The 17587-nt window shown below is 62.9% G+C and carries 20 protein-coding genes; 9 read left to right on the top strand and 11 right to left on the bottom strand.

The window, feature by feature from the left end; translation table 11 throughout:
• Positions 1–106: 106 nt before the first annotated feature.
• Positions 107–1306, bottom strand: a complete 1200-nt coding sequence (tyrS, locus tag HU720_RS20835) for a tyrosine--tRNA ligase (protein WP_186522468.1) — start codon at positions 1304–1306, stop codon at positions 107–109.
• A 212-nt stretch (positions 1307–1518) separates the two neighbouring features.
• On the opposite strand from tyrS, the gene HU720_RS20830 reads away from it, so the two are divergent.
• Entirely contained in the window at positions 1519–2934 is a 1416-nt protein-coding gene (locus HU720_RS20830) for a peptidoglycan DD-metalloendopeptidase family protein (RefSeq protein ID WP_186522467.1), read from the top strand.
• A 4-nt stretch (positions 2935–2938) separates the two neighbouring features.
• The gene (locus HU720_RS20825; RefSeq protein WP_186522466.1) at positions 2939–4030 is read left to right on the top strand and encodes an anhydro-N-acetylmuramic acid kinase; all 1092 of its coding nucleotides are present in this window, start codon (positions 2939–2941) and stop codon (positions 4028–4030) included.
• A gap of 74 nt (positions 4031–4104) precedes the next feature.
• On the opposite strand, the gene erpA is transcribed toward HU720_RS20825, so the two are convergent.
• A complete protein-coding gene (gene erpA, locus HU720_RS20820; RefSeq protein ID WP_186522465.1) occupies positions 4105–4455 on the bottom strand; it encodes an iron-sulfur cluster insertion protein ErpA in 351 nt (116 codons plus the stop codon).
• A gap of 143 nt (positions 4456–4598) precedes the next feature.
• Positions 4599–5633: an N-acetyl-gamma-glutamyl-phosphate reductase gene (gene argC, locus HU720_RS20815; RefSeq protein WP_186522464.1), complete on the bottom strand. Its 1035-nt coding sequence runs from the start codon at positions 5631–5633 to the stop codon at positions 4599–4601.
• A 140-nt stretch (positions 5634–5773) separates the two neighbouring features.
• On the opposite strand from argC, the gene hemJ reads away from it, so the two are divergent.
• From hemJ to HU720_RS20785, 6 genes are all read left to right on the top strand, one after another.
• Positions 5774–6199, top strand: coding sequence for a protoporphyrinogen oxidase HemJ (hemJ, locus tag HU720_RS20810; protein WP_186522463.1), 426 nt, complete (start codon positions 5774–5776; stop codon positions 6197–6199).
• Positions 6200–6295: 96 nt separating this feature from the next.
• Entirely contained in the window at positions 6296–7078 is a 783-nt protein-coding gene (locus tag HU720_RS20805) for an SDR family oxidoreductase (protein ID WP_186522462.1), read from the top strand.
• 63 nt (positions 7079–7141) lie between these two features.
• Entirely contained in the window at positions 7142–7480 is a 339-nt protein-coding gene (locus HU720_RS20800; RefSeq protein WP_063542456.1) for a histidine triad nucleotide-binding protein, read from the top strand.
• Positions 7481–7546: 66 nt separating this feature from the next.
• Positions 7547–8194 carry a 2-polyprenyl-3-methyl-6-methoxy-1,4-benzoquinone monooxygenase gene (coq7, locus tag HU720_RS20795; RefSeq protein ID WP_186522461.1) on the top strand — a complete coding sequence of 216 codons (648 nt, stop codon included), beginning with the start codon at positions 7547–7549 and terminating at the stop codon, positions 8192–8194.
• 10 nt (positions 8195–8204) lie between these two features.
• Positions 8205–9242: a DUF2157 domain-containing protein gene (locus HU720_RS20790; protein WP_186522460.1), complete on the top strand. Its 1038-nt coding sequence runs from the start codon at positions 8205–8207 to the stop codon at positions 9240–9242.
• A complete protein-coding gene (locus HU720_RS20785) occupies positions 9239–9658 on the top strand; it encodes a hypothetical protein (RefSeq protein WP_186522459.1) in 420 nt (139 codons plus the stop codon). The genes HU720_RS20790 and HU720_RS20785 overlap by 4 nt, the downstream gene beginning before the upstream one ends.
• A 24-nt stretch (positions 9659–9682) precedes the next feature.
• Here the strand turns inward: HU720_RS20785 and HU720_RS20780 are convergent, their stop codons facing one another.
• Entirely contained in the window at positions 9683–10105 is a 423-nt protein-coding gene (locus tag HU720_RS20780) for an OsmC family protein (RefSeq protein ID WP_186522458.1), read from the bottom strand.
• Positions 10106–10292: 187 nt separating this feature from the next.
• Between HU720_RS20780 and crp the strand changes: the two genes are divergently transcribed.
• Positions 10293–10937, top strand: a complete 645-nt coding sequence (crp, locus tag HU720_RS20775; RefSeq protein WP_186522457.1) for a cAMP-activated global transcriptional regulator CRP — start codon at positions 10293–10295, stop codon at positions 10935–10937.
• Here crp and HU720_RS20770 read toward each other — a convergent pair.
• The 7 genes from HU720_RS20770 to rpe form a co-directional block, all read right to left on the bottom strand.
• A complete protein-coding gene (locus HU720_RS20770; RefSeq protein ID WP_186522456.1) occupies positions 10934–11638 on the bottom strand; it encodes a lipoate--protein ligase family protein in 705 nt (234 codons plus the stop codon). The genes crp and HU720_RS20770 overlap by 4 nt on opposite strands.
• Before the next feature lie 118 nt (positions 11639–11756).
• Positions 11757–12590, bottom strand: a complete 834-nt coding sequence (gene trpC, locus HU720_RS20765) for an indole-3-glycerol phosphate synthase TrpC (RefSeq protein ID WP_186522455.1) — start codon at positions 12588–12590, stop codon at positions 11757–11759.
• Complete coding sequence (gene trpD, locus HU720_RS20760) at positions 12587–13636, bottom strand: anthranilate phosphoribosyltransferase (RefSeq protein WP_186522454.1); 1050 nt, start codon at positions 13634–13636, stop codon at positions 12587–12589. Before trpD ends, trpC begins: the two co-directional genes overlap by 4 nt.
• Before the next feature lie 9 nt (positions 13637–13645).
• Positions 13646–14239: an aminodeoxychorismate/anthranilate synthase component II gene (locus HU720_RS20755; protein WP_186522453.1), complete on the bottom strand. Its 594-nt coding sequence runs from the start codon at positions 14237–14239 to the stop codon at positions 13646–13648.
• Positions 14240–14313: 74 nt separating this feature from the next.
• A complete protein-coding gene (trpE, locus tag HU720_RS20750; RefSeq protein ID WP_186522452.1) occupies positions 14314–15795 on the bottom strand; it encodes an anthranilate synthase component I in 1482 nt (493 codons plus the stop codon).
• 70 nt (positions 15796–15865) lie between these two features.
• The gene (locus HU720_RS20745) at positions 15866–16684 is read right to left on the bottom strand and encodes a phosphoglycolate phosphatase (RefSeq protein WP_186522451.1); all 819 of its coding nucleotides are present in this window, start codon (positions 16682–16684) and stop codon (positions 15866–15868) included.
• Positions 16681–17355, bottom strand: a complete 675-nt coding sequence (rpe, locus tag HU720_RS20740) for a ribulose-phosphate 3-epimerase (RefSeq protein ID WP_186522450.1) — start codon at positions 17353–17355, stop codon at positions 16681–16683. Before rpe ends, HU720_RS20745 begins: the two co-directional genes overlap by 4 nt.
• Between the last annotated feature and the right edge of the window lie 232 nt (positions 17356–17587).

Below are 17587 nucleotides of genomic sequence, written 5' to 3'. Positions count from 1 at the left end.
AACGGCGTCAACCCTTTATTTCAAGAAACTGAAATATAAGCGAAAACAAAGCGGGGAGGCCGTTTGGCCTCCCCGCTTTTACTCGCCTCTATATATAGAGGGAGCCTTACTCGCCTTTAAGGGTGATCCGCGCAAAGGCCTTTTTACCAGCCTGCACCACATGGGTTGCGCCAACAGCGAACATGAAGCCGCGCTCAACAACTTCCCCATCCACTTTCACGCTACCTGCACCCAGCAGATCGCGCGCAGCCGCCGAGTTTTTCACAAGGCCCGCCTGGTTAAGGATTGCAGCGATCGGCATGGCGTCAGCGCCAGCCAGCTCAACCTCTGGCAAGTCTTCCGGCAGCTCGCCATCCTTCATACGGTTACCGGCTGCACGATGTGCATTGGCCGCAGCCTCGTCACCATGGAAACGAGCAACGATTTCCTCAGCCAGCTTGATCTTGATATCACGCGGGTTGGCACCCGCAGCAACGTCAGCACGGAACTGGTCGATCTCTTCCATGGAGCGGAAGCTCAGCAGCTCGAAGTAACGCCACATCAGCGTGTCGGGGATCGACACCAGCTTGCTGTACATCACACCCGGTGCTTCCTGGATGCCGACATAATTACCCAGCGACTTGGACATCTTCTTCACGCCATCGAGCCCTTCGAGCAGTGGCATGGTGACGATGTTCTGTGCTTCCTGGCCGTAGGCGCGCTGCAGCTCACGCCCCATCAGCAGGTTGAACTTCTGGTCGGTACCACCCAGCTCGACATCAGCCTTCAGCGCCACAGAGTCGTAACCCTGCACCAGCGGATAGAGGAACTCGTGAATGGCGATAGGCTGATTGGTGGTGTAACGCTTGTCGAAGTCGTCGCGCTCAAGCATGCGAGCAACGGTGTACTGCGACGCCAGGCGAATGAAGTCGGCCGGGCTTAGCTTGTCCATCCAGGTGGAGTTGAACGCAACCTCGGTCTTGGCCGGGTCGAGAATCTTGAACACCTGCTGTTTATAGGTCTCGGCGTTATCCAGCACCTGCTCGCGGGTCAGCGGCGGGCGCGTGGCGCTCTTGCCGCTCGGGTCACCGATCATGCCGGTGAAGTCACCAATCAGGAAGATGACCTGATGGCCCAGCTCCTGGAACTGGCGCAGCTTGTTGATCAGCACCGTATGACCAAGGTGCAGATCAGGCGCGGTAGGGTCGAAGCCCGCTTTAATACGCAGTGGTTGGCCGCGCTTGAGCTTCTCCACCAGTTCCGACTCGACCAGTACCTCTTCCGCACCGCGCTTGATAAGCGCCAGCTGCTCTTCAACCGACTTCATAGACAGACCCGCAAGGCTCAGATTCAAGGGGAGCCAACCATACAAGATCGGCCATCAAATACAAGTTTCGCAACGGAATGTGACCCGGGCGAGGCAAGGAAACGTCTACGCGCCCTTGCGTGAGAATGGATTTGGTTATATTTTATACAGTTATTTCATCTTCATCATGTCATTCATCTTTTCCATTTCACTTTTTCAAAGTCACCTCACCTATGACCAAAGACACGCCTAAAGCGCCGCCGCTTTATCCGAAGAGCCATCTGTTGGCCGCAAGCGGTATCGCCGCCCTGCTCAGCCTGGCCCTTCTGGTATTCCCTTCCAGCGAAGTGGAAGCCAAGAAAACCACCCTTAACCTCGAGCTGGAATCCCCAGCCGAGCAGCTCAAAGAAGAATCCCGCACAGCGCCGCTGGTGCAAGCCGAACAGAACGCCGGTTCACCGTTCGCCCAGATCGAGGGTGAGCAAGCCAGTACCGCCGAAGGCAACACCCAGCCTGCCAGCGTTGCCAAGCAAGAAGAAAAAGCACCCGGCCACCGTGAAGTGGTGGTCACTCGCGGCGACACGCTGTCAACCCTGTTCAACAAGGTCGGCCTGCCAGCCAACGTTGTCCACGACGTGCTGGCCAGCAACAAGCAAGCGCGCCAGTTCAGCCAGCTCAAGCATGGCCAGGTGCTGCAGTTCGAACTGGACAAAGACGGCCAACTGGCCAGCCTGCACAGCAAAGTCAGCAACCTCGAAACCATTCGCCTGACCCGCAGCGACAAGGGCTACAGCTTCGATCGTGAGGTCAGCAAGCCTGTCGTGCGCACCGCCTACGCCCATGGCGTAATCAAAAGCTCGCTGTCGGCCTCCGCGCAGCGTGCCGGCCTGTCCCACAGCATGACCATGGACATGGCGCGCATCCTCGGTTACGACATCGACTTCGCCCAGGACATCCGCCCGGGCGATGAATTCGACGTGGTCTATGAACAGAAGATGATGGACGGCAAGGTGGTCGGCACCGGCAACATCCTTTCCGCGCGCTTCACCAACCGCGGCAAAACCTACACCGCCGTGCGTTATACCAACAAGCAAGGCAACACCAATTACTACACCGCCGACGGCAACAGCCTGCGCAAGGCGTTCATCCGTACCCCGGTAGACTTCGCCCGCATCAGCTCGCGCTTCTCGGCCGGCCGCAAGCACCCGATCCTGAACAAGATCCGCGCCCACAAAGGCGTCGACTACGCTGCCCCGCGTGGCACGCCAATCAAGGCGGCAGGTGATGGCCGCATCGAGTTGGCCGGGCGCCGCGGCGGCTACGGCAACACCGTGGTCATCGCCCACGGCAACTCGTACAAGACCCTCTACGGCCACATGCAAGGCTTTGCCAAAGGCATCAAGACCGGCGGCACGGTCAAGCAGGGCCAGGTCATCGGCTATATCGGTACCACCGGCCTGTCCACCGGCCCTCACTTGCACTACGAGTTCCAGGTCAACGGCGTGCACGTCGACCCGCTGAGCCAGAAAGTGCCGATGGCCGACCCCATCGCCAAGGCCGAGCGCGCCCGCTTCAACCAGCAGAGCCAGCCGCTGATCGCACGTATGGATCAGGAAAAGGCCACCCTGCTCGCCGCGAACAAGCGCTGAGCCGATGGCGCTCTACTTGGGGGTAATGTCCGGCACCAGCCTTGATGGGCTGGACATCGCCCTGATCGATCAAGGCGAGCAGCTTGAGTTGCTCGCCACCCGCTACATCCCCATGCCCGCCGACCTGCGCCAGGCACTGCTTGCTCTCTGTGCAAGTGGCCCTGACGAGATCGCGCGCGCCGCCGTTGCGGAAAACCGCTGGGCAGCCCTGGCTGCCGATGGCATCAAGCATCTATTGGCCGAGCAAGGCCTGGCGCCCGAGGCGATTCGCGCCATCGGCAGCCATGGCCAGACCATTCGCCACGAACCCGCCCGTGGTTTTACCGTCCAGATTGGCAACCCTGCCCTGCTCGCAGAGCAGACCGGTATTTGCGTGGTCGGCGATTTCCGCCGGCGTGACGTCGCGGCCGGTGGCCAAGGTGCACCGCTGGTCCCGGCGTTTCACGAGGCGTTGTTCGCCCACCTGGGCCAGCGCCTGGCCGTGCTGAACATCGGCGGCTTCAGCAACCTCAGCCTGATCGAGCAAGACAAGCCGGTGCATGGTTTCGACTGCGGCCCGGGCAATGTGCTGCTCGATGCCTGGGTCGAACGCAAGCGCGGCCAGGCGTATGACGCCAACGGTGCATGGGCAGCTACTGGCACCGTTCAGCAAGGGCTGCTGCAAGCCCTGCTCGGCGACCCATTCTTCGCCGGCAGCGGCCCAAAGAGCACTGGCCGGGAGGTATTCAACCTGCCCTGGCTGGATGCGCACCTCGCCCGCCTGCCGCAGCACCGCGACGAAGATGTCCAAGCCACCCTGCTGGAACTCACCGCGCGCAGCATCGTTGATTCGCTCTGCCAGGCCCAGAAAGGCAGCGAAGCGGTACTGGTGTGCGGTGGTGGCGCGCGCAACGGCGCACTGATGGCTCGGCTTGCGCAATTGCTGCCCACAGCCAAGGTATCCAGCACCGCAGCGCACGGCATCGACCCGGACTGGGTCGAGGGCATGGCCTTCGCCTGGCTGGCGCACTGCTGCCTCGAAGGTATCCCGGCCAACCGCCCAAGCGTGACCGCCGCCAAGGGCCTGCGTGTACTGGGCGCCATCTACCCAGCCTGAAGCAAGTCTGAACCAAGCCACAGAATGCAAAACGCCGCGCAATTAGCGCGGCGTTTTGCATGACGGCATGGCAATCAGATCGAGAACGAAGAACCACACCCGCAGGTGGTGGTGGCATTCGGGTTCTTGATCACGAAACGCGAGCCTTCGAGGCCTTCCTGGTAGTCCACCTCGGCGCCGGCCAGATACTGGTAGCTCATCGGGTCGACCACCAGTGCGACGCCTTCGCGCTCGACGATGGTGTCATCTTCGGCGACGTCTTCATCGAAGGTGAAGCCGTACTGAAAGCCCGAGCAGCCGCCGCCCGTCACAAACACGCGCAGCTTCAGGCGATCGTTGCCCTCTTCGCTGACCAGGGTCTTCACCTTGTGCGCAGCACCTGGGGTGAACTCCAAAGCCGTGGGGGTGAAGGTTTCGACGCTCATGTTGACTCTCCCGGCGCAGTGCCGCCTTAAAACTCGATGGGGCGTATTATCCGCTTGTCCGAGAAAATTGGTCAACAATACGAAAGCTGCAAGTGACTAGCTGCAAGCAAACGCGCGACGCCTGCTTGCAGCCAACGGTTGCCTTACGGCAGCAAGCCTGCGTGGGACAGGCCCATACGCTCATCCAGGCCGAAGAGGATGTTGAGGTTCTGTACCGCCTGGCCCGACGCGCCTTTGACCAGGTTGTCGATGACCGACAGCACCACCACCAGGTCACCCCCTTGCGGGCGGTGCACCGCGATACGGCAGACGTTGGCGCCGCGCACACTGCGGGTTTCCGGGTGGCTGCCGGCAGGCATTACGTCGACGAACGGCTCGTTGGCGTAGCGCTTTTCGAACAGTGCCTGCAGGTCTACCGAAGTGTCCACCACATTGGCGTACAGCGTGGCGTGGATGCCACGGATCATCGGCGTCAGGTGCGGCACGAAGGTCAGGCCGATGTCCTTGCCGGCAGCCAGGCGCAGGCCCTGGCTGATCTCCGGCAGGTGGCGGTGGCCTTTGACGGCGTAGGCTTTCATGCTTTCACCGGCTTCGCAGAACAGCGAACCCACCGCCGCACCGCGGCCTGCGCCACTGACGCCGGACTTGCAGTCGGCGATGAGGCGCGCTGGGTCGGCAATGCCGGCCTCCAGCAGAGGCAGGAAACCCAGCTGGGTAGCGGTCGGGTAGCAACCCGGCACCGCAATCAGGCGCGCCTGGCGGATTGTTTCGCGGTTGACTTCAGGCAGGCCGTAGACCGCATCGGCCAGCAGCTCCGGCGCGCCATGGGGCTGGCCGTACCACTTGCCCCACTCCACCGCGTCCTGCAGGCGGAAGTCGGCAGACAGGTCGATGACCTTGGTACCGGCTGCCAGCAGCTCGCCGGCAAGGGCATGCGCGACACCGTGCGGGGTTGCGAAGAACACCACGTCGCAAGCACCCAGCGCCTTGCTGTCAGGCACGCTGAAGCACAGGCCGTCGTAGTGGCCGCGCAGGTTCGGGTACATGTCGGCAACTGCCACGCCCGCTTCGGAGCGCGAGGTGATGACCGCCACTTCGGCTTGTGGGTGCTGCGCCAGCAGACGCAACAGTTCGACACCGGTGTAACCCGTGCCGCCGACGATACCGACCTTGATCATAACGCTTGCCCCTTATCAACGAGCCGACTGGAAAGCGCACGATAATAGGGGTGCGAAGCCTCTGTAACAACTATCCGCATGACCCTTCGGCGGCTGGGCTCTACTATTCGCACAACCGTGAAAACCTGAAGGAACCCCACATGCTCTACCTCTGGATCAAAGCGCTGCACATCGTCAGCGTGGTCTGCTGGTTCGCCGGCCTGTTCTACCTGCCCCGCCTGTTCGTCTACCACGCGCAAAGCCAGGACAGCATCAGCTTGGATCGCTTCATTACCATGGAACGCAAGCTGTACCGCGGCATCATGAACCCGGCCATGATCGCCACCTACGTGTTCGGTGGCTGGATGCTCTACCTCAACCCCGGCTGGCTGAGCCAGGGCTGGCTGCATGCCAAGCTCACCCTGGTGGCGCTGCTGACCGTTTACCACCATATCTGCGGCGCGCAACGCAAACGCTTTGCCGCGGGCACCAACACCCGTAGCCATGTGTACTACCGCTGGTTCAACGAGGCGCCGGTGCTGCTGCTGCTGGGCATCGCGATCCTGGTGGTGGTCAAACCGTTCTGATGCCCGCCTGGCCTGGCGTTCGCGCGCCCCGGTAACGTCTTGTAGCAAAAGCGCCAGCCTGTACACTAGGCGCCCCCCACGCCCCAGGAGCCTTGCATGACCCGTTACGCCATGATTACCGGCGCTTCCAGCGGCCTGGGCCTGGCCCTCGCGGAAGCACTGGCGCGGCGCGGGCGCAACCTGATCCTGGTGGCACGCCAGCGCGAGACGCTGGAGCCGGTCGCTATCGAACTGGCCCAGCGTTTTGGCGTCGAGGTGCTGCTGCGTGCCTGCGACCTCAGCCAACCCCTGCGCTTGTCCGGCTTTGTACTGGAGCTTGAAGAAGGCGAGCGGCGTATCGACCTGCTGGTCAACTGCGCCGGGCAGCGCACCTACGGCCCGTTTCTGGCCCACGAGTGGGCAGACGAGCAAGACCTGCTCGAGGTCAACATCCTCGCCCTGAGCCGCTTGTGTCATGCCATTGGCAACCTGATGGCGATCCATGGCGGCGGGCAGATCCTCAATGTCGCAGGCCTTGCCGGCGTCGCACCCGGCCCGTGGATGGCCGCCTATGCCGCAAGCAAGGCCTACGTGCTGAGCTTCAGCGAAGCCCTGCGCGAAGAGCTGCGCCGCACCGGTATCAAGGTCTCGGTGCTCTGCCCTGGGCCGGTTCGCTCGGCCAAGCGGCGCATCCCCAGGCTCGATCGCACCCGCCATAGCCTGAGCCCGGAGGAAGTCGCGCTATACACCGTGCGCGCATTGGATAAAAACCGCGCGCTGATCATTCCTGGCCGGCGCAACCGCTGGCTGGCCACGGCCCCGCGCCTGCTGCCGCGTTGGCTAGCCCGCAAACTGGCCGGGGTAATCCACCGCCGCTATTGCCCGACGGGCATGGAATAAGCACTGGGCGAGCGTCCCCCGGCTCAGTACACTCGGGCTCACACTCACTCTGGAGCCTGTGCTGTGGACGATCTATTCCTCAAAATCATCAACCGGGAAATCCCGGCAGATATTATCTACGAAGACGACCAGATACTGGCCTTCAAGGATATCGCCCCGGCGGCGCCGGTTCATTTCCTGGTCATCCCGAAAAAGCACATACCCACCCTCAATGACCTCACCGAAGAGGACAAGGCCCTGGCCGGCCACATCCTGTTCACCGCCCAGCGCCTGGCCGTCGAGCAAGGCTGCGAGGAAGGTTTCCGTGTGGTCATGAACTGCAACCCAAAAGGCGGCCAGACCGTCTACCACATCCACATGCACGTGCTTGGCCAGCGCCAGATGAACTGGCCGCCGGGCTGACCCAAGGCAAGCCCTGCCCCGGGCTTTGAGGTAGACTGTCGGGCATCACTTCAGCGGAGGTGCCCGATGGCTACCGAACGTCACTACTCGCCGCTCGACCGCTTGTTGCTGCAGGCCGATACCGCCATGCGCACCTTGCTGCCCTTCAGCGGCCAACCTGCCCGCCCGTCACCGGCGATCATCCAGCCCGATGCCCAGCTCGACGAGCAGCAGTCGCGGCACATTGCCGGCCTGATGCGTATCAACCACACCGGTGAAGTCTGCGCCCAGGCGCTGTACCAGGGCCAGGCGTTGACCGCCAAACTGCCCCAGGTACGCAAGGCCATGGAGCACGCCGCCGAAGAAGAAATCGACCACCTGGCCTGGTGCGAGCAGCGGATTCGCCAGCTCAACAGCCACCCCAGCGTGCTCAACCCGCTGTTCTACGGCCTGTCGTTCGGCATCGGCGCCTTCGCCGGGCTGGTCAGCGACAAGGTCAGCCTGGGTTTCGTCGCCGCCACCGAGCAACAAGTGTGCAAGCACCTGGACGAACACCTTGAGCAACTGCCAGACAACGACAGCAAGTCGCGGGCCATTCTGGAACAGATGCGTATCGACGAAGAACACCACGCCGAGTCCGCCCTCGAAGCGGGCGGCTACCGTTTCCCGGCGCCGGTGCGCTTTGGCATGAGCCTGCTGGCCAAGGTCATGACCAAGAGCACCTACCGTATCTGAGGCGCACTGCATGGAACGCTTCAACGCCAAGGATCTGGCACGCGCGGTGAGCGCCGGGGTGCTGCAACCCGGCCAGGACCGCGCCCTGCTCGACTTCCTGCGCCAGCAACCGCAAACCGCCAGCAGCTTCCAGTTGGCCCACGTCGCCTTCTACTTTGGCGCGCTTTTGATCATGGGCGCCATGGGCTGGCTGATGACCCTGGCGTGGATGACCATCGGCGATGTCGCACTGCTGGCCGTTGCGTTGCTCTATATCATCGCCATTACGCTCTACGCCCTGGCCCTGCAACGGCGCCAGCAACCCATTGCGGCCGGGGTGCTTGCCGCGGTGGCGGTCAGTATCGTGCCGCTGGCGGTGTTCGCCTTGCAGCGCCTGGTCGGCTGGTGGCCAATGGACGACGGGCAAAGCAACTATCAGCAGTACTACACCTACGTGCAGGGCGGCTGGCTGGCGATGGAAGCGGCAACCGTGCTGGCGGGTTTGCTGATGCTGCGGCTTATCCCGTTTCCGTTCATTGTCATGCCGGTAGCCGTGGCGTTGTGGTTCATGTCCATGGACCTGACCGAATGGCTGCATGGCGGGCTGTACAGCTGGGAGCAGCGCCGCACCGTGTCGCTATGGTTCGGCCTTGGCCTGCTGGCCGTCTTCATCGGCGTCGATGGCCGCACCGAACGCGACTATGCCTTCTGGGGTTACTTGGCCGGGCTTGCTGCGTTCTGGGGCGGGCTCACCCTGATGGACAGCGGCAGCGAGTGGGGCAAGCTGTTCTACTGCCTGATCAACCTGGGCCTGATGGCACTGGCCGTGCTGCTGCGCAGGCCAGTGTTCATGGTGTTTGGTGCGATGGGCGTGGCCGCCTACCTCGGTTATCTGTCCTACGAGGTATTTGCCGACTCATTGCTGTTCCCGCTGGTACTGACAGTGATCGGCCTGGGCGTGATTGCCTTGGGCGTGCAGTACCAGAAACGCCGTGAGGCGCTAAGCACCCGCTTGCGCAGCACCTTGCCGGCAGGCCTGTTGCGCCTGCTGCCGGCGCTGCAACGATGATGCGCAGGCTGGCGCTACGCGCATTGCAGAGCCTGGGGCTGATCCCTGTGGCCTATTTGTTCGTCTGTTTGATGAGTGCAGGTTTCGGCCACTCGTTCAGCCTTGCGCTACCCGAGGTTGCCGCGCCCGACGGCAGCAGCGTGGTCGAACTGCTGTTGTTTACTGTGCCCGGGCAACTGCTGTTCGTGTTTCTGGCCTGTATCTTCAGTAAGCGCCACGGGCTATTGGCAGGGTTCGCGCTGTGCGCCACGCTGACCGCATGGCTGCAATGCCTGCTGTTTGCCGATGCATTCGGCAACACCTGGAGCAGCGCAGAAATCGCCGGCTTGCTGGGTTACAACCTGCCATGGCTACTGGTGGCACTCGCCCCAGGCCTGGCATTGCTGCTAGTGACCGAGGGTCGCTACAGCGCCTGACCAACCGCCAGGCGCTGTCACCCCTCAGCCGAGTTCGACGATCTCGTAACCGTGGGTCACTTCAACCCCGGCGCGCTCAAGCATGATCGACGCCGAGCAGTATTTCTCGGCCGACAGTTCAACGGCACGCTTGACCTGCGCTTCCTTCAACCCACGGCCCTTGACCACGAAGTTGAGGTGGATCTTGGTGAACACCTTGGGCTCTTCGCCAGCGCGCTCGGCCTCAAGGAAGGCTTCGCAGCTTTCGACTGCCTGGCGCGACTTCTTCAGGATGCTGACCACGTCGAAGCTGCTGCAACCGCCAAGGCCGAGCAGGAGCATTTCCATGGGGCGCACGCCAAGGTTACGCCCCCCTGCTTCGGGCGGGCCGTCCATGACCACGACATGGCCGCTACCCGACTCACCGAGAAACATCGCGTCACCGGCCCACTGGATACGTGCCTTCATCTACCCGGACTCCACATTTCGTAAAAGGGTGCCAGCTTAGACCTGTTGAGCCTGTCGGAAAAGCTCAAGACGCAGCGCTTTGATGCCGATACTTGGTGAGCCGTCTGATAAGCTGGCGCCAATTGACTGGCGGGTCCGCCAGACAGCGCCCTAACAGCCCTTGCGTAGCATCAAACAGGATTTCCTGATGTTCTCCCCAGTCCTTCCCGCCAAGATCAAGAACATCGACAGGCTGCTGGCGCATTGCCAGCGCCGGCGCTATGCCGCCAAGAGCAATATCATCTGCGCAGGCGACCGGGCCGAAACCCTGTCGTTCATCATCAAAGGCTCGGTCACCATCCTGATCGAGGACGATGATGGCCGCGAAATGATCATCGCCTATCTGAACAGCGGCGATTTCTTCGGCGAGCTGGGCTTGTTCGAGCCAGTCGGTCAGGAACACCAGCGCAGCGCCTGGGTGCGGGCCAAGACAGAATGCGAAGTGGCTGAAATCAGCTACGACAAATTCCGCGAGTTGGGCCGCCAGGAGCCGGACATTCTCTACGCTCTGGGCGCGCAGATGGCCCAGCGCCTGCGCAACACCACGCGCAAGGTCGGCGACCTGGCCTTCTTCGATGTCACCGGGCGCGTCGCGCGCTGCCTGCTTGACCTATGCAAGCAGCCCGATGCCATGACCCACCCCGACGGCATGCAAATCAAGATTACCCGCCAGGAAATCGGGCGCATCGTCGGGTGTTCACGCGAGATGGTCGGCCGCGTCCTCAAAGACCTCGAAGAACGCAACCTGGTACAGGTCAAGGGCAAGACCATGGTGGTCTACGGCACCCGTTAATCGGCGGGTAACGCCGCGATTACCTGCGCATAAGCCTGCGACAGCCGCTCGAACCAAGGCACTGCAGGCGCCACTTCGTGCAGGGCGATGTGGCTGTCGGCGCGGCAGCGCTGTTCAATCGTGCAGCATTCGTTGAACCGGTTGACCGCCGCCACCATCGACTCACGCTCGTTGTCCAGCAACAGCGCGCCATGCACCAGCACCACAGGCCGCTTGCCCCCTAGCCCCTGGCGCCAGCGCTGGGCGGTGCCCACCAGTTTGCGGCCATTGAGGTTGACGTTGTAACGGCCGTCGCAGAAGGCGCCGTCGATTTCGCCCACCGAGGCCACGCCACCCCACTCGCGCAGCACATCGCACAGCGGCAGGCATAGCCGCTCGTAGGCGTTTTCGATGCGCCCATGATCACCTTCGCTGCGCGGCGCTACATACACCAACGCCACGTTGACCGTGGCAGGGGATTGCGGCACCGGCTCGCCGCCGGTTTCGCGCAGCAGTATTGGCCATCCGGCAATCGCAAGCTCGGTGCAGGCGGCTTCGAAGTTATCCAACCGGCTCATGCGCCGCGGCATCACCAGGGCATGGTCGGTGGGCCGCCAGAACAGCACGCCGGCGTCACGTTCGCCGCGGCAGACGGCGGCCAGCAGATCCTGCTCGGCTTGCAGGCCCTGCTCGACGGTCAGGGCCAGGGGTTGATCGGTCATTGATCCACCTGTGATGTTGGGTGTGGCGGCCGCATCGCTTTGCGTGGGAGCGGGCTGGCCCCGCGATGCGGCCGCTACGGGCATGAAAAAGCCGGCACACAGGCCGGCTTGGTTTCGATCAGTCCAGTGGCTGAACGGTCTTCTTCATTAGTTCTGGGAAGAACAGCCGCTGTAGCTCAAGCCCCGGCTGCTCGGCACGCATGAATGCCTCACCGACCAGGAACGAGTACACGTCGTTGATTTCCATCAGCTCGACGTCTGCGCGGTTGAGGATGCCACTCTCGGTAATGGCCAGGCGATCACGCGGGATGCGCGGCAGCAGGTCGAGGGTGGTTTCCAGGCTGACATCGAAGGTGTGCAGGTTGCGGTTGTTGACGCCGACCAACGGGGTATCGAGGGTCTTCAACGCCCGCTCCAGCTCATCGCCGTCGTGCACTTCTACCAGCACATCGAGGCCGACGTCCTCGGCGGTGGCGGCCAGCTCGGCCATTTTCACGTCATCCAGCGCCGATACGATCAGCAACACACAGTCGGCGCCCAAGGCGCGGGCTTCGATGATCTGGTACGGGTCAACCATGAAGTCCTTGCGGATAACCGGCAGCGATACCGCAGCGCGGGCCTGCTGCAGGTACTCGTCGGCCCCTTGAAAGTAGTCCACATCGGTCAGCACCGACAGGCAGGTGGCCCCGCCCTTTTCGTAACTGACGGCGATCTCGGCCGGCACGAAGTTTTCGCGGATCACGCCCTTGCTCGGCGAGGCCTTCTTGATTTCGGCGATCACTGCCGGCTTCTTGCGCTTGGCCTGCTCGATCAGCGCATTGGCAAAACCGCGTGGCGCATCGGCGGCACGTGCCAGGCGCTCGAGCTCGGCCAGGCTGACCCGCGCACTGCGCTCGGCCACTTCCTGGAACTTGCGGGCGATGATCCTCTCCAGCACCGTCGGGACACTCATGCTTCGTTCTCCACCTTGAATACCGCAGTAAAGGCGCCCAGCTCCTGCATTTTTTCCCAGGCCAACCCTGTGTGCAGTACATCGTGGGCCAGTTCAACGCCCTGGGCCAGGGTCATTGCATGATCGGCAGCGTACAACGCAGCGCCGGCATTGAGCACGATCATTTCGGCGGCCTTCTGGCCGTTTTCGGTCTTGCGCCGGCCCAGTGCATCGCGAATCAGCTCCAGCGACGCCTGCGGGGTTTCTACCGCAAGCCCGTGCAGGCTCTGGCTCTTCATGCCGAGGTCTTCGGGCTCGACCCAATACTCGGTGATTTCGCCTTTTTTCAGCTCGGCCACAAAGGTCGGCGCAGCCAGGCTGAACTCGTCCAGGCCATCTTTGGAATGCACCACCAGCACATGCTTGCTGCCCAGGCGCTGCAGCACCTCAGCCAGCGGGCGGCACAGGGCCTGGCTGAACACGCCCACCACCTGGTGCTTCACCCCAGCCGGATTCGTAAGCGGGCCGAGCATGTTGAACAGGGTACGCAGACCCAGGTCACGGCGCGGGCCGGCGGCGTATTTCATGGCGCTGTGGTGGGTCTGGGCGAACATGAAGCCGATGTTCAGGCTATCGATACAGCGGCCCACCTGCACCGGCGTCAGGTTCAGGTAGATCCCGGCAGCTTCCAGCAGGTCGGCGCTGCCGCTCTTGCCCGAGACCGCGCGGTTGCCATGCTTGGCAACGGTACAGCCCGCAGCCGCCAGCACGAACGCCGAAGCTGTGGAAACGTTGAAAATGTTGGCGCCATCGCCGCCGGTGCCGACAATGTCGACCACCCCGTCGAGGCTCTTGAGCTCGACCTTGGCCGCCAGCTCGCGCATCACCGACACCGCGCCGACGATTTCGTCGATGCTCTCGCTCTTCATGCGCATGCCCATCAGGAAGGCGCCGATCTGCGCCTCGCTGCATTGGCCGGTCATGATCTGGCGCATCACATCGCGCATTTCCTCGGTGGTCAGGTCCAACTGGCCGACAATACGGCTCAATGCAGTCTTGATATCCATATTCGTTCCTTAACGGCGGCCGCCGGTCTGCTTGAGGAAATTGGCGAACAGCTCGTGGCCCTGCTCGGTAAGAATCGATTCGGGGTGGAACTGCACCCCTTCTATATTCAGCGTCTTGTGGCGCAGCCCCATGATCTCGTCGACCGAGCCATCGGCGTGGGCGGTCCAGGCGGTCACTTCCAGGCAATCGGGCAGCGTCTGGCGCTTGACCACCAGCGAATGGTAGCGGGTCACGGTCAGTGGGTTGTTCAGCCCCTCGAACACGCCCAGGTCGCGGTGCACCACCGGGCTGGTCTTGCCGTGCATCACCTGGCGCGCACGCACCACGTCGCCGCCAAAGGCCTGGCCGATGGATTGGTGGCCCAGGCACACGCCAAGAATGGGCAGTTTGCCAGCAAAGTGCAGGATCGCCTCGATGGACACCCCCGCTTCACTCGGCGTGCACGGGCCGGGGGACACCACGATGCGCTCGGGGTTGAGGGCTTCGATCTGCGCGATGGTCATCTCGTCATTGCGGATGACCTTGACCTCTGCACCCAGCTCGCCGAGGTATTGCACGACGTTGTAGGTGAAGGAGTCGTAGTTGTCGATCATCAGTAGCATGTGGAACGGACCTCTTGAATACGGGGGAATCCACGGGCGCCGATTCGGCCCCCGGGTCATGGACCACAGCCTGATCAGCCCTTGGCGGTCTGTTCGGCGAGGGCCACCGCGCGGAACATCGCCCGGCGCTTGTTGATGGTTTCTTCCCACTCCAGTGCCGGCACCGAGTCGGCGACAATCCCGCCCCCGGCCTGCACGTGGAGCTCGCCGTCCTTGATCACCGCAGTGCGGATGGCGATAGCGGTATCCATGTTGCCGTTCCAGGCCAGGTAGCCGACGGCGCCACCGTAGACGCCGCGTTTGACCGGTTCCAGCTCGTCGATGATTTCCATGGCGCGGATTTTCGGCGCACCCGACAGGGTACCGGCCGGTAAAATCGCACGCAGCGCATCCATGGCCGTCAGCCCTTCGCGCAACTGGCCGGTGACGTTGGACACAATGTGCATCACGTTGGAGTAGCGCTCGATGACCATCTTCTCGGTCAGGCGCACGCTGCCGGTGGCCGACACCCGGCCAACGTCGTTGCGGCCCAGGTCGATCAGCATCAGGTGCTCGGCGATTTCCTTGTCGTCGGACAGCAGGTCGTCTTCCAGGGCGCGGTCAGCCTCTTCGGTAGCGCCACGCGGGCGGGTGCCGGCGATGGGGCGCACGGTGACCAGGTTATCCTCGACACGCACCAGCACTTCTGGCGAGCTGCCCACGACGTGGAAGTCGCCAAAATTGAAGAAGTACATGTACGGCGTCGGGTTGAAGCAACGCAGGGCGCGGTACAGGTCGATGGGCGCCGAGGCGAAGTCGATCGACATGCGCTGCGATGGCACCACTTGCATGCAGTCGCCCGCCAAGATGTATTCCTTGATGCGGCCAACGGCGTTTTCGTAATCGTCGCGGGTGTAGCTTGAGCGGAACTCAGGCTCGGCCGCCTGTGGGCCGCCGAGGTCCAGGCCGCGGCGCGGGGTAATCGGCTGGCGCAGCTTTTCAAGCAAGCCCTGCAGTTGCGCCTGGCCCTGTTCGAAGGCCTGGGCATCGCTTGGGTCCGCCAGCACGATGGCGTGCATCTTGCCAGCCAGGTTGTCGAACACCACCACCGCATCCGACACCATCAGCAGGATATCGGGCACGCCCAGCGGGTCGGGGTTGGGGCAGGCGCCAAGGCGTTTTTCCACATAGCGCACGCAGTCGTAGCCGAAGTAGCCGACTAGCCCGCCATTGAACCGCGGCAGGCCGGGGATATCGGCCACTTTGTAACGGTCCTTGAACGCCTCGACGAAGGCCAGAGGGTCTTCGACATCATGGCTTTCGACCTCGACGCCGTCCTGCAAAATGCTGACGTGGTAGCCATGCACCCGCAATACGGTGCGCGATGGCAAGCCGATCATCGAGTAGCGGCCCCATTTCTCGCCGCCCTGCACGGATTCGAGCAAGTACGAGTTGGGTTGGTCGGCAAGCTTCAGGTAGATCGACAGCGGCGTGTCGAAGTCGGCCAGGGTTTCACAGGCCAAAGGGATGCGGTTATAGCCGGCAGCGGCCAGGCGCAGGAATTCTTCGCGGGTCATGGGTAGCCTCGTGGCAAGCAGCAATGGGGTCAGGCAAGCGGACGGGCCGGCAGGCGCCGGCGGGCAACAGTCAGGCGCGCCAGCGCCAACGGGCCAGGGCCTTGATGACTTTCATCCAGAATTTGCCGGTAACCACCACGTCGTTGTCTCTGCTGTGCGGGGCTTGAAGGTCCGCCAACGTTATCCCAGTGTCGGTGACTACGCAACCAGGCAGCAGCAGGCGCAGGTCACTGAGCACCAGGTTGGGGTCTTCTTCGGCGATTGGGCGGCCATGATTGTAGCCATAGCTCAGCCCTACGCACTGCACCCCGGCCGCCTTGGCGGCCAGCACATCACTGCGCGAATCGCCGACGAACAGCGCCTCGGCAGGCGCCACGCCGGCCATTTGCATGACAAACAGCAGCGCCGCCGGGTCGGGTTTTTTCTGCGCCAGGGTGTCGCCACCGATGATCCAGCGAAAATGCCGGCCGATTTTCATCTGGTCGAGCAACGGCGCAACGAAGCGTTCAGGCTTGTTGGTGATCAGCGCCATCTCCACGCCCTGCTTGCTCAGCCAGCGCAGGGTGTCGAGCACACCGGGGTAGACCACGGTGTGCTCATGGCTTTGGGCATAGGCCTCCATGAACAGCGCCAGCGCCTGCTCGGCCAGCTCGTCATCGACCTGGTCGTGGTCGATGCTGCCGGCCAGGGCGCGACGCACCAGCACCTGGGCGCCATTGCCAACCCACTGACGCACCGCGTCAAGGCCGGCCGGCGGGCGCCCGAGTTCGAGCAGCATGCGGTCGACAGCTACGGCCAGGTCAGGGACTGAATCGATCAGGGTGCCATCCAGATCGAACATCACCAGCCTGGGCAGCGTCCCCGGGAACAGCTGCTCGAAGCCGCTCATGGGCGGGCCAGAGCCAGTTCGGCGCGCATTTTGTCGATTACTTCCTTGTAGTCCGGGGCGTTGAAGATCGCCGAGCCGGCCACGAAGGTATCGGCGCCTGCGGCGGCGATTTCGCGGATGTTGCCGACGTTGACGCCGCCATCGATCTCAAGGCGAATGTCGCGGCCACTGGCATCGATCAGCGCGCGGGCTTCGCGCAGCTTGTCGAGGGTGCCGGGGATGAACTTCTGCCCGCCAAAGCCTGGGTTGACGCTCATCAGCAGGACCATGTCGACCTTGTCCATCACGTACTTCAGTGCATCCAGGCTGGTGGCCGGGTTGAACACCAGGCCGGCTTTGCAGCCGCCGTCACGGATCAACTGCAGCGAGCGGTCGATGTGCTGGCTGGCTTCGGGGTGGAAGGTGATGTAGGTGGCGCCGGCTTCGATGAAGTCGCCAATGATGCGATCGACCGGGCTGACCATCAGGTGCACGTCGATAGGGGCGGTGACGCCGTATTTGCGCAGGGCGGTACAGACCATCGGGCCGATGGTCAGGTTGGGGACATAGTGGTTGTCCATGACATCGAAGTGAACGATGTCGGCCCCATCGGCCAGAACCTTGTCGACTTCCGCGCCCAGGCGGGCGAAGTCGGCAGAAAGGATGGAGGGGGCAATAGCGTAGGGCTGCATGGCGCACCTGTTGGGCAGAATCACGGTGGCGCGCATTGTAACTCAGGCAAAGCGATGAGGGCTGATTGGTATCAAGGGTGTGCGGCAGCCCCCACATTTTTCATGCTGCCTGCCCTCGCCTCATCGCAGGCTGGCGCCACAGAGCTCGCCCAACCCCATATCGATGCCGTCTACGCGGTCAGTGTAGGAGCGGCCTTGTGTCGCGAAAGGGCTGCGAAGCAGCCCCAGGATC

Origin of the sequence: Pseudomonas sp. SWRI51, from assembly GCF_014268825.1 — a bacterium.
GTDB classification, from domain to species: Bacteria; Pseudomonadota; Gammaproteobacteria; order Pseudomonadales; family Pseudomonadaceae; genus Aquipseudomonas; species Aquipseudomonas farsensis.
The sequence above is the reverse complement of the archived record's forward strand: the minus strand, read 5'-3'. Positions and strand labels throughout refer to the sequence as shown.

Excerpts from the sequence above, each read along its gene's own strand:
- tyrS (WP_186522468.1), bottom strand. The coding sequence starts at position 1,306 with ATGAAGTCGGTTGAAGAGCAGCTGGCGCTTATCAAGCGCGGTGCGGAA.
- HU720_RS20830 (WP_186522467.1), top strand. The coding sequence starts at position 1,519 with ATGACCAAAGACACGCCTAAAGCGCCGCCGCTTTATCCGAAGAGCCAT.
- HU720_RS20825 (WP_186522466.1), top strand. The coding sequence starts at position 2,939 with ATGGCGCTCTACTTGGGGGTAATGTCCGGCACCAGCCTTGATGGGCTG.
- erpA (WP_186522465.1), bottom strand. The coding sequence starts at position 4,455 with ATGAGCGTCGAAACCTTCACCCCCACGGCTTTGGAGTTCACCCCAGGT.
- argC (WP_186522464.1), bottom strand. The coding sequence starts at position 5,633 with ATGATCAAGGTCGGTATCGTCGGCGGCACGGGTTACACCGGTGTCGAA.
- hemJ (WP_186522463.1), top strand. The coding sequence starts at position 5,774 with ATGCTCTACCTCTGGATCAAAGCGCTGCACATCGTCAGCGTGGTCTGC.
- HU720_RS20805 (WP_186522462.1), top strand. The coding sequence starts at position 6,296 with ATGACCCGTTACGCCATGATTACCGGCGCTTCCAGCGGCCTGGGCCTG.
- coq7 (WP_186522461.1), top strand. The coding sequence starts at position 7,547 with ATGGCTACCGAACGTCACTACTCGCCGCTCGACCGCTTGTTGCTGCAG.
- HU720_RS20790 (WP_186522460.1), top strand. The coding sequence starts at position 8,205 with ATGGAACGCTTCAACGCCAAGGATCTGGCACGCGCGGTGAGCGCCGGG.
- HU720_RS20785 (WP_186522459.1), top strand. The coding sequence starts at position 9,239 with ATGATGCGCAGGCTGGCGCTACGCGCATTGCAGAGCCTGGGGCTGATC.
- HU720_RS20780 (WP_186522458.1), bottom strand. The coding sequence starts at position 10,105 with ATGAAGGCACGTATCCAGTGGGCCGGTGACGCGATGTTTCTCGGTGAG.
- crp (WP_186522457.1), top strand. The coding sequence starts at position 10,293 with ATGTTCTCCCCAGTCCTTCCCGCCAAGATCAAGAACATCGACAGGCTG.
- HU720_RS20770 (WP_186522456.1), bottom strand. The coding sequence starts at position 11,638 with ATGACCGATCAACCCCTGGCCCTGACCGTCGAGCAGGGCCTGCAAGCC.
- trpC (WP_186522455.1), bottom strand. The coding sequence starts at position 12,590 with ATGAGTGTCCCGACGGTGCTGGAGAGGATCATCGCCCGCAAGTTCCAG.
- trpD (WP_186522454.1), bottom strand. The coding sequence starts at position 13,636 with ATGGATATCAAGACTGCATTGAGCCGTATTGTCGGCCAGTTGGACCTG.
- HU720_RS20755 (WP_186522453.1), bottom strand. The coding sequence starts at position 14,239 with ATGCTACTGATGATCGACAACTACGACTCCTTCACCTACAACGTCGTG.
- trpE (WP_186522452.1), bottom strand. The coding sequence starts at position 15,795 with ATGACCCGCGAAGAATTCCTGCGCCTGGCCGCTGCCGGCTATAACCGC.
- HU720_RS20745 (WP_186522451.1), bottom strand. The coding sequence starts at position 16,684 with ATGAGCGGCTTCGAGCAGCTGTTCCCGGGGACGCTGCCCAGGCTGGTG.
- rpe (WP_186522450.1), bottom strand. The coding sequence starts at position 17,355 with ATGCAGCCCTACGCTATTGCCCCCTCCATCCTTTCTGCCGACTTCGCC.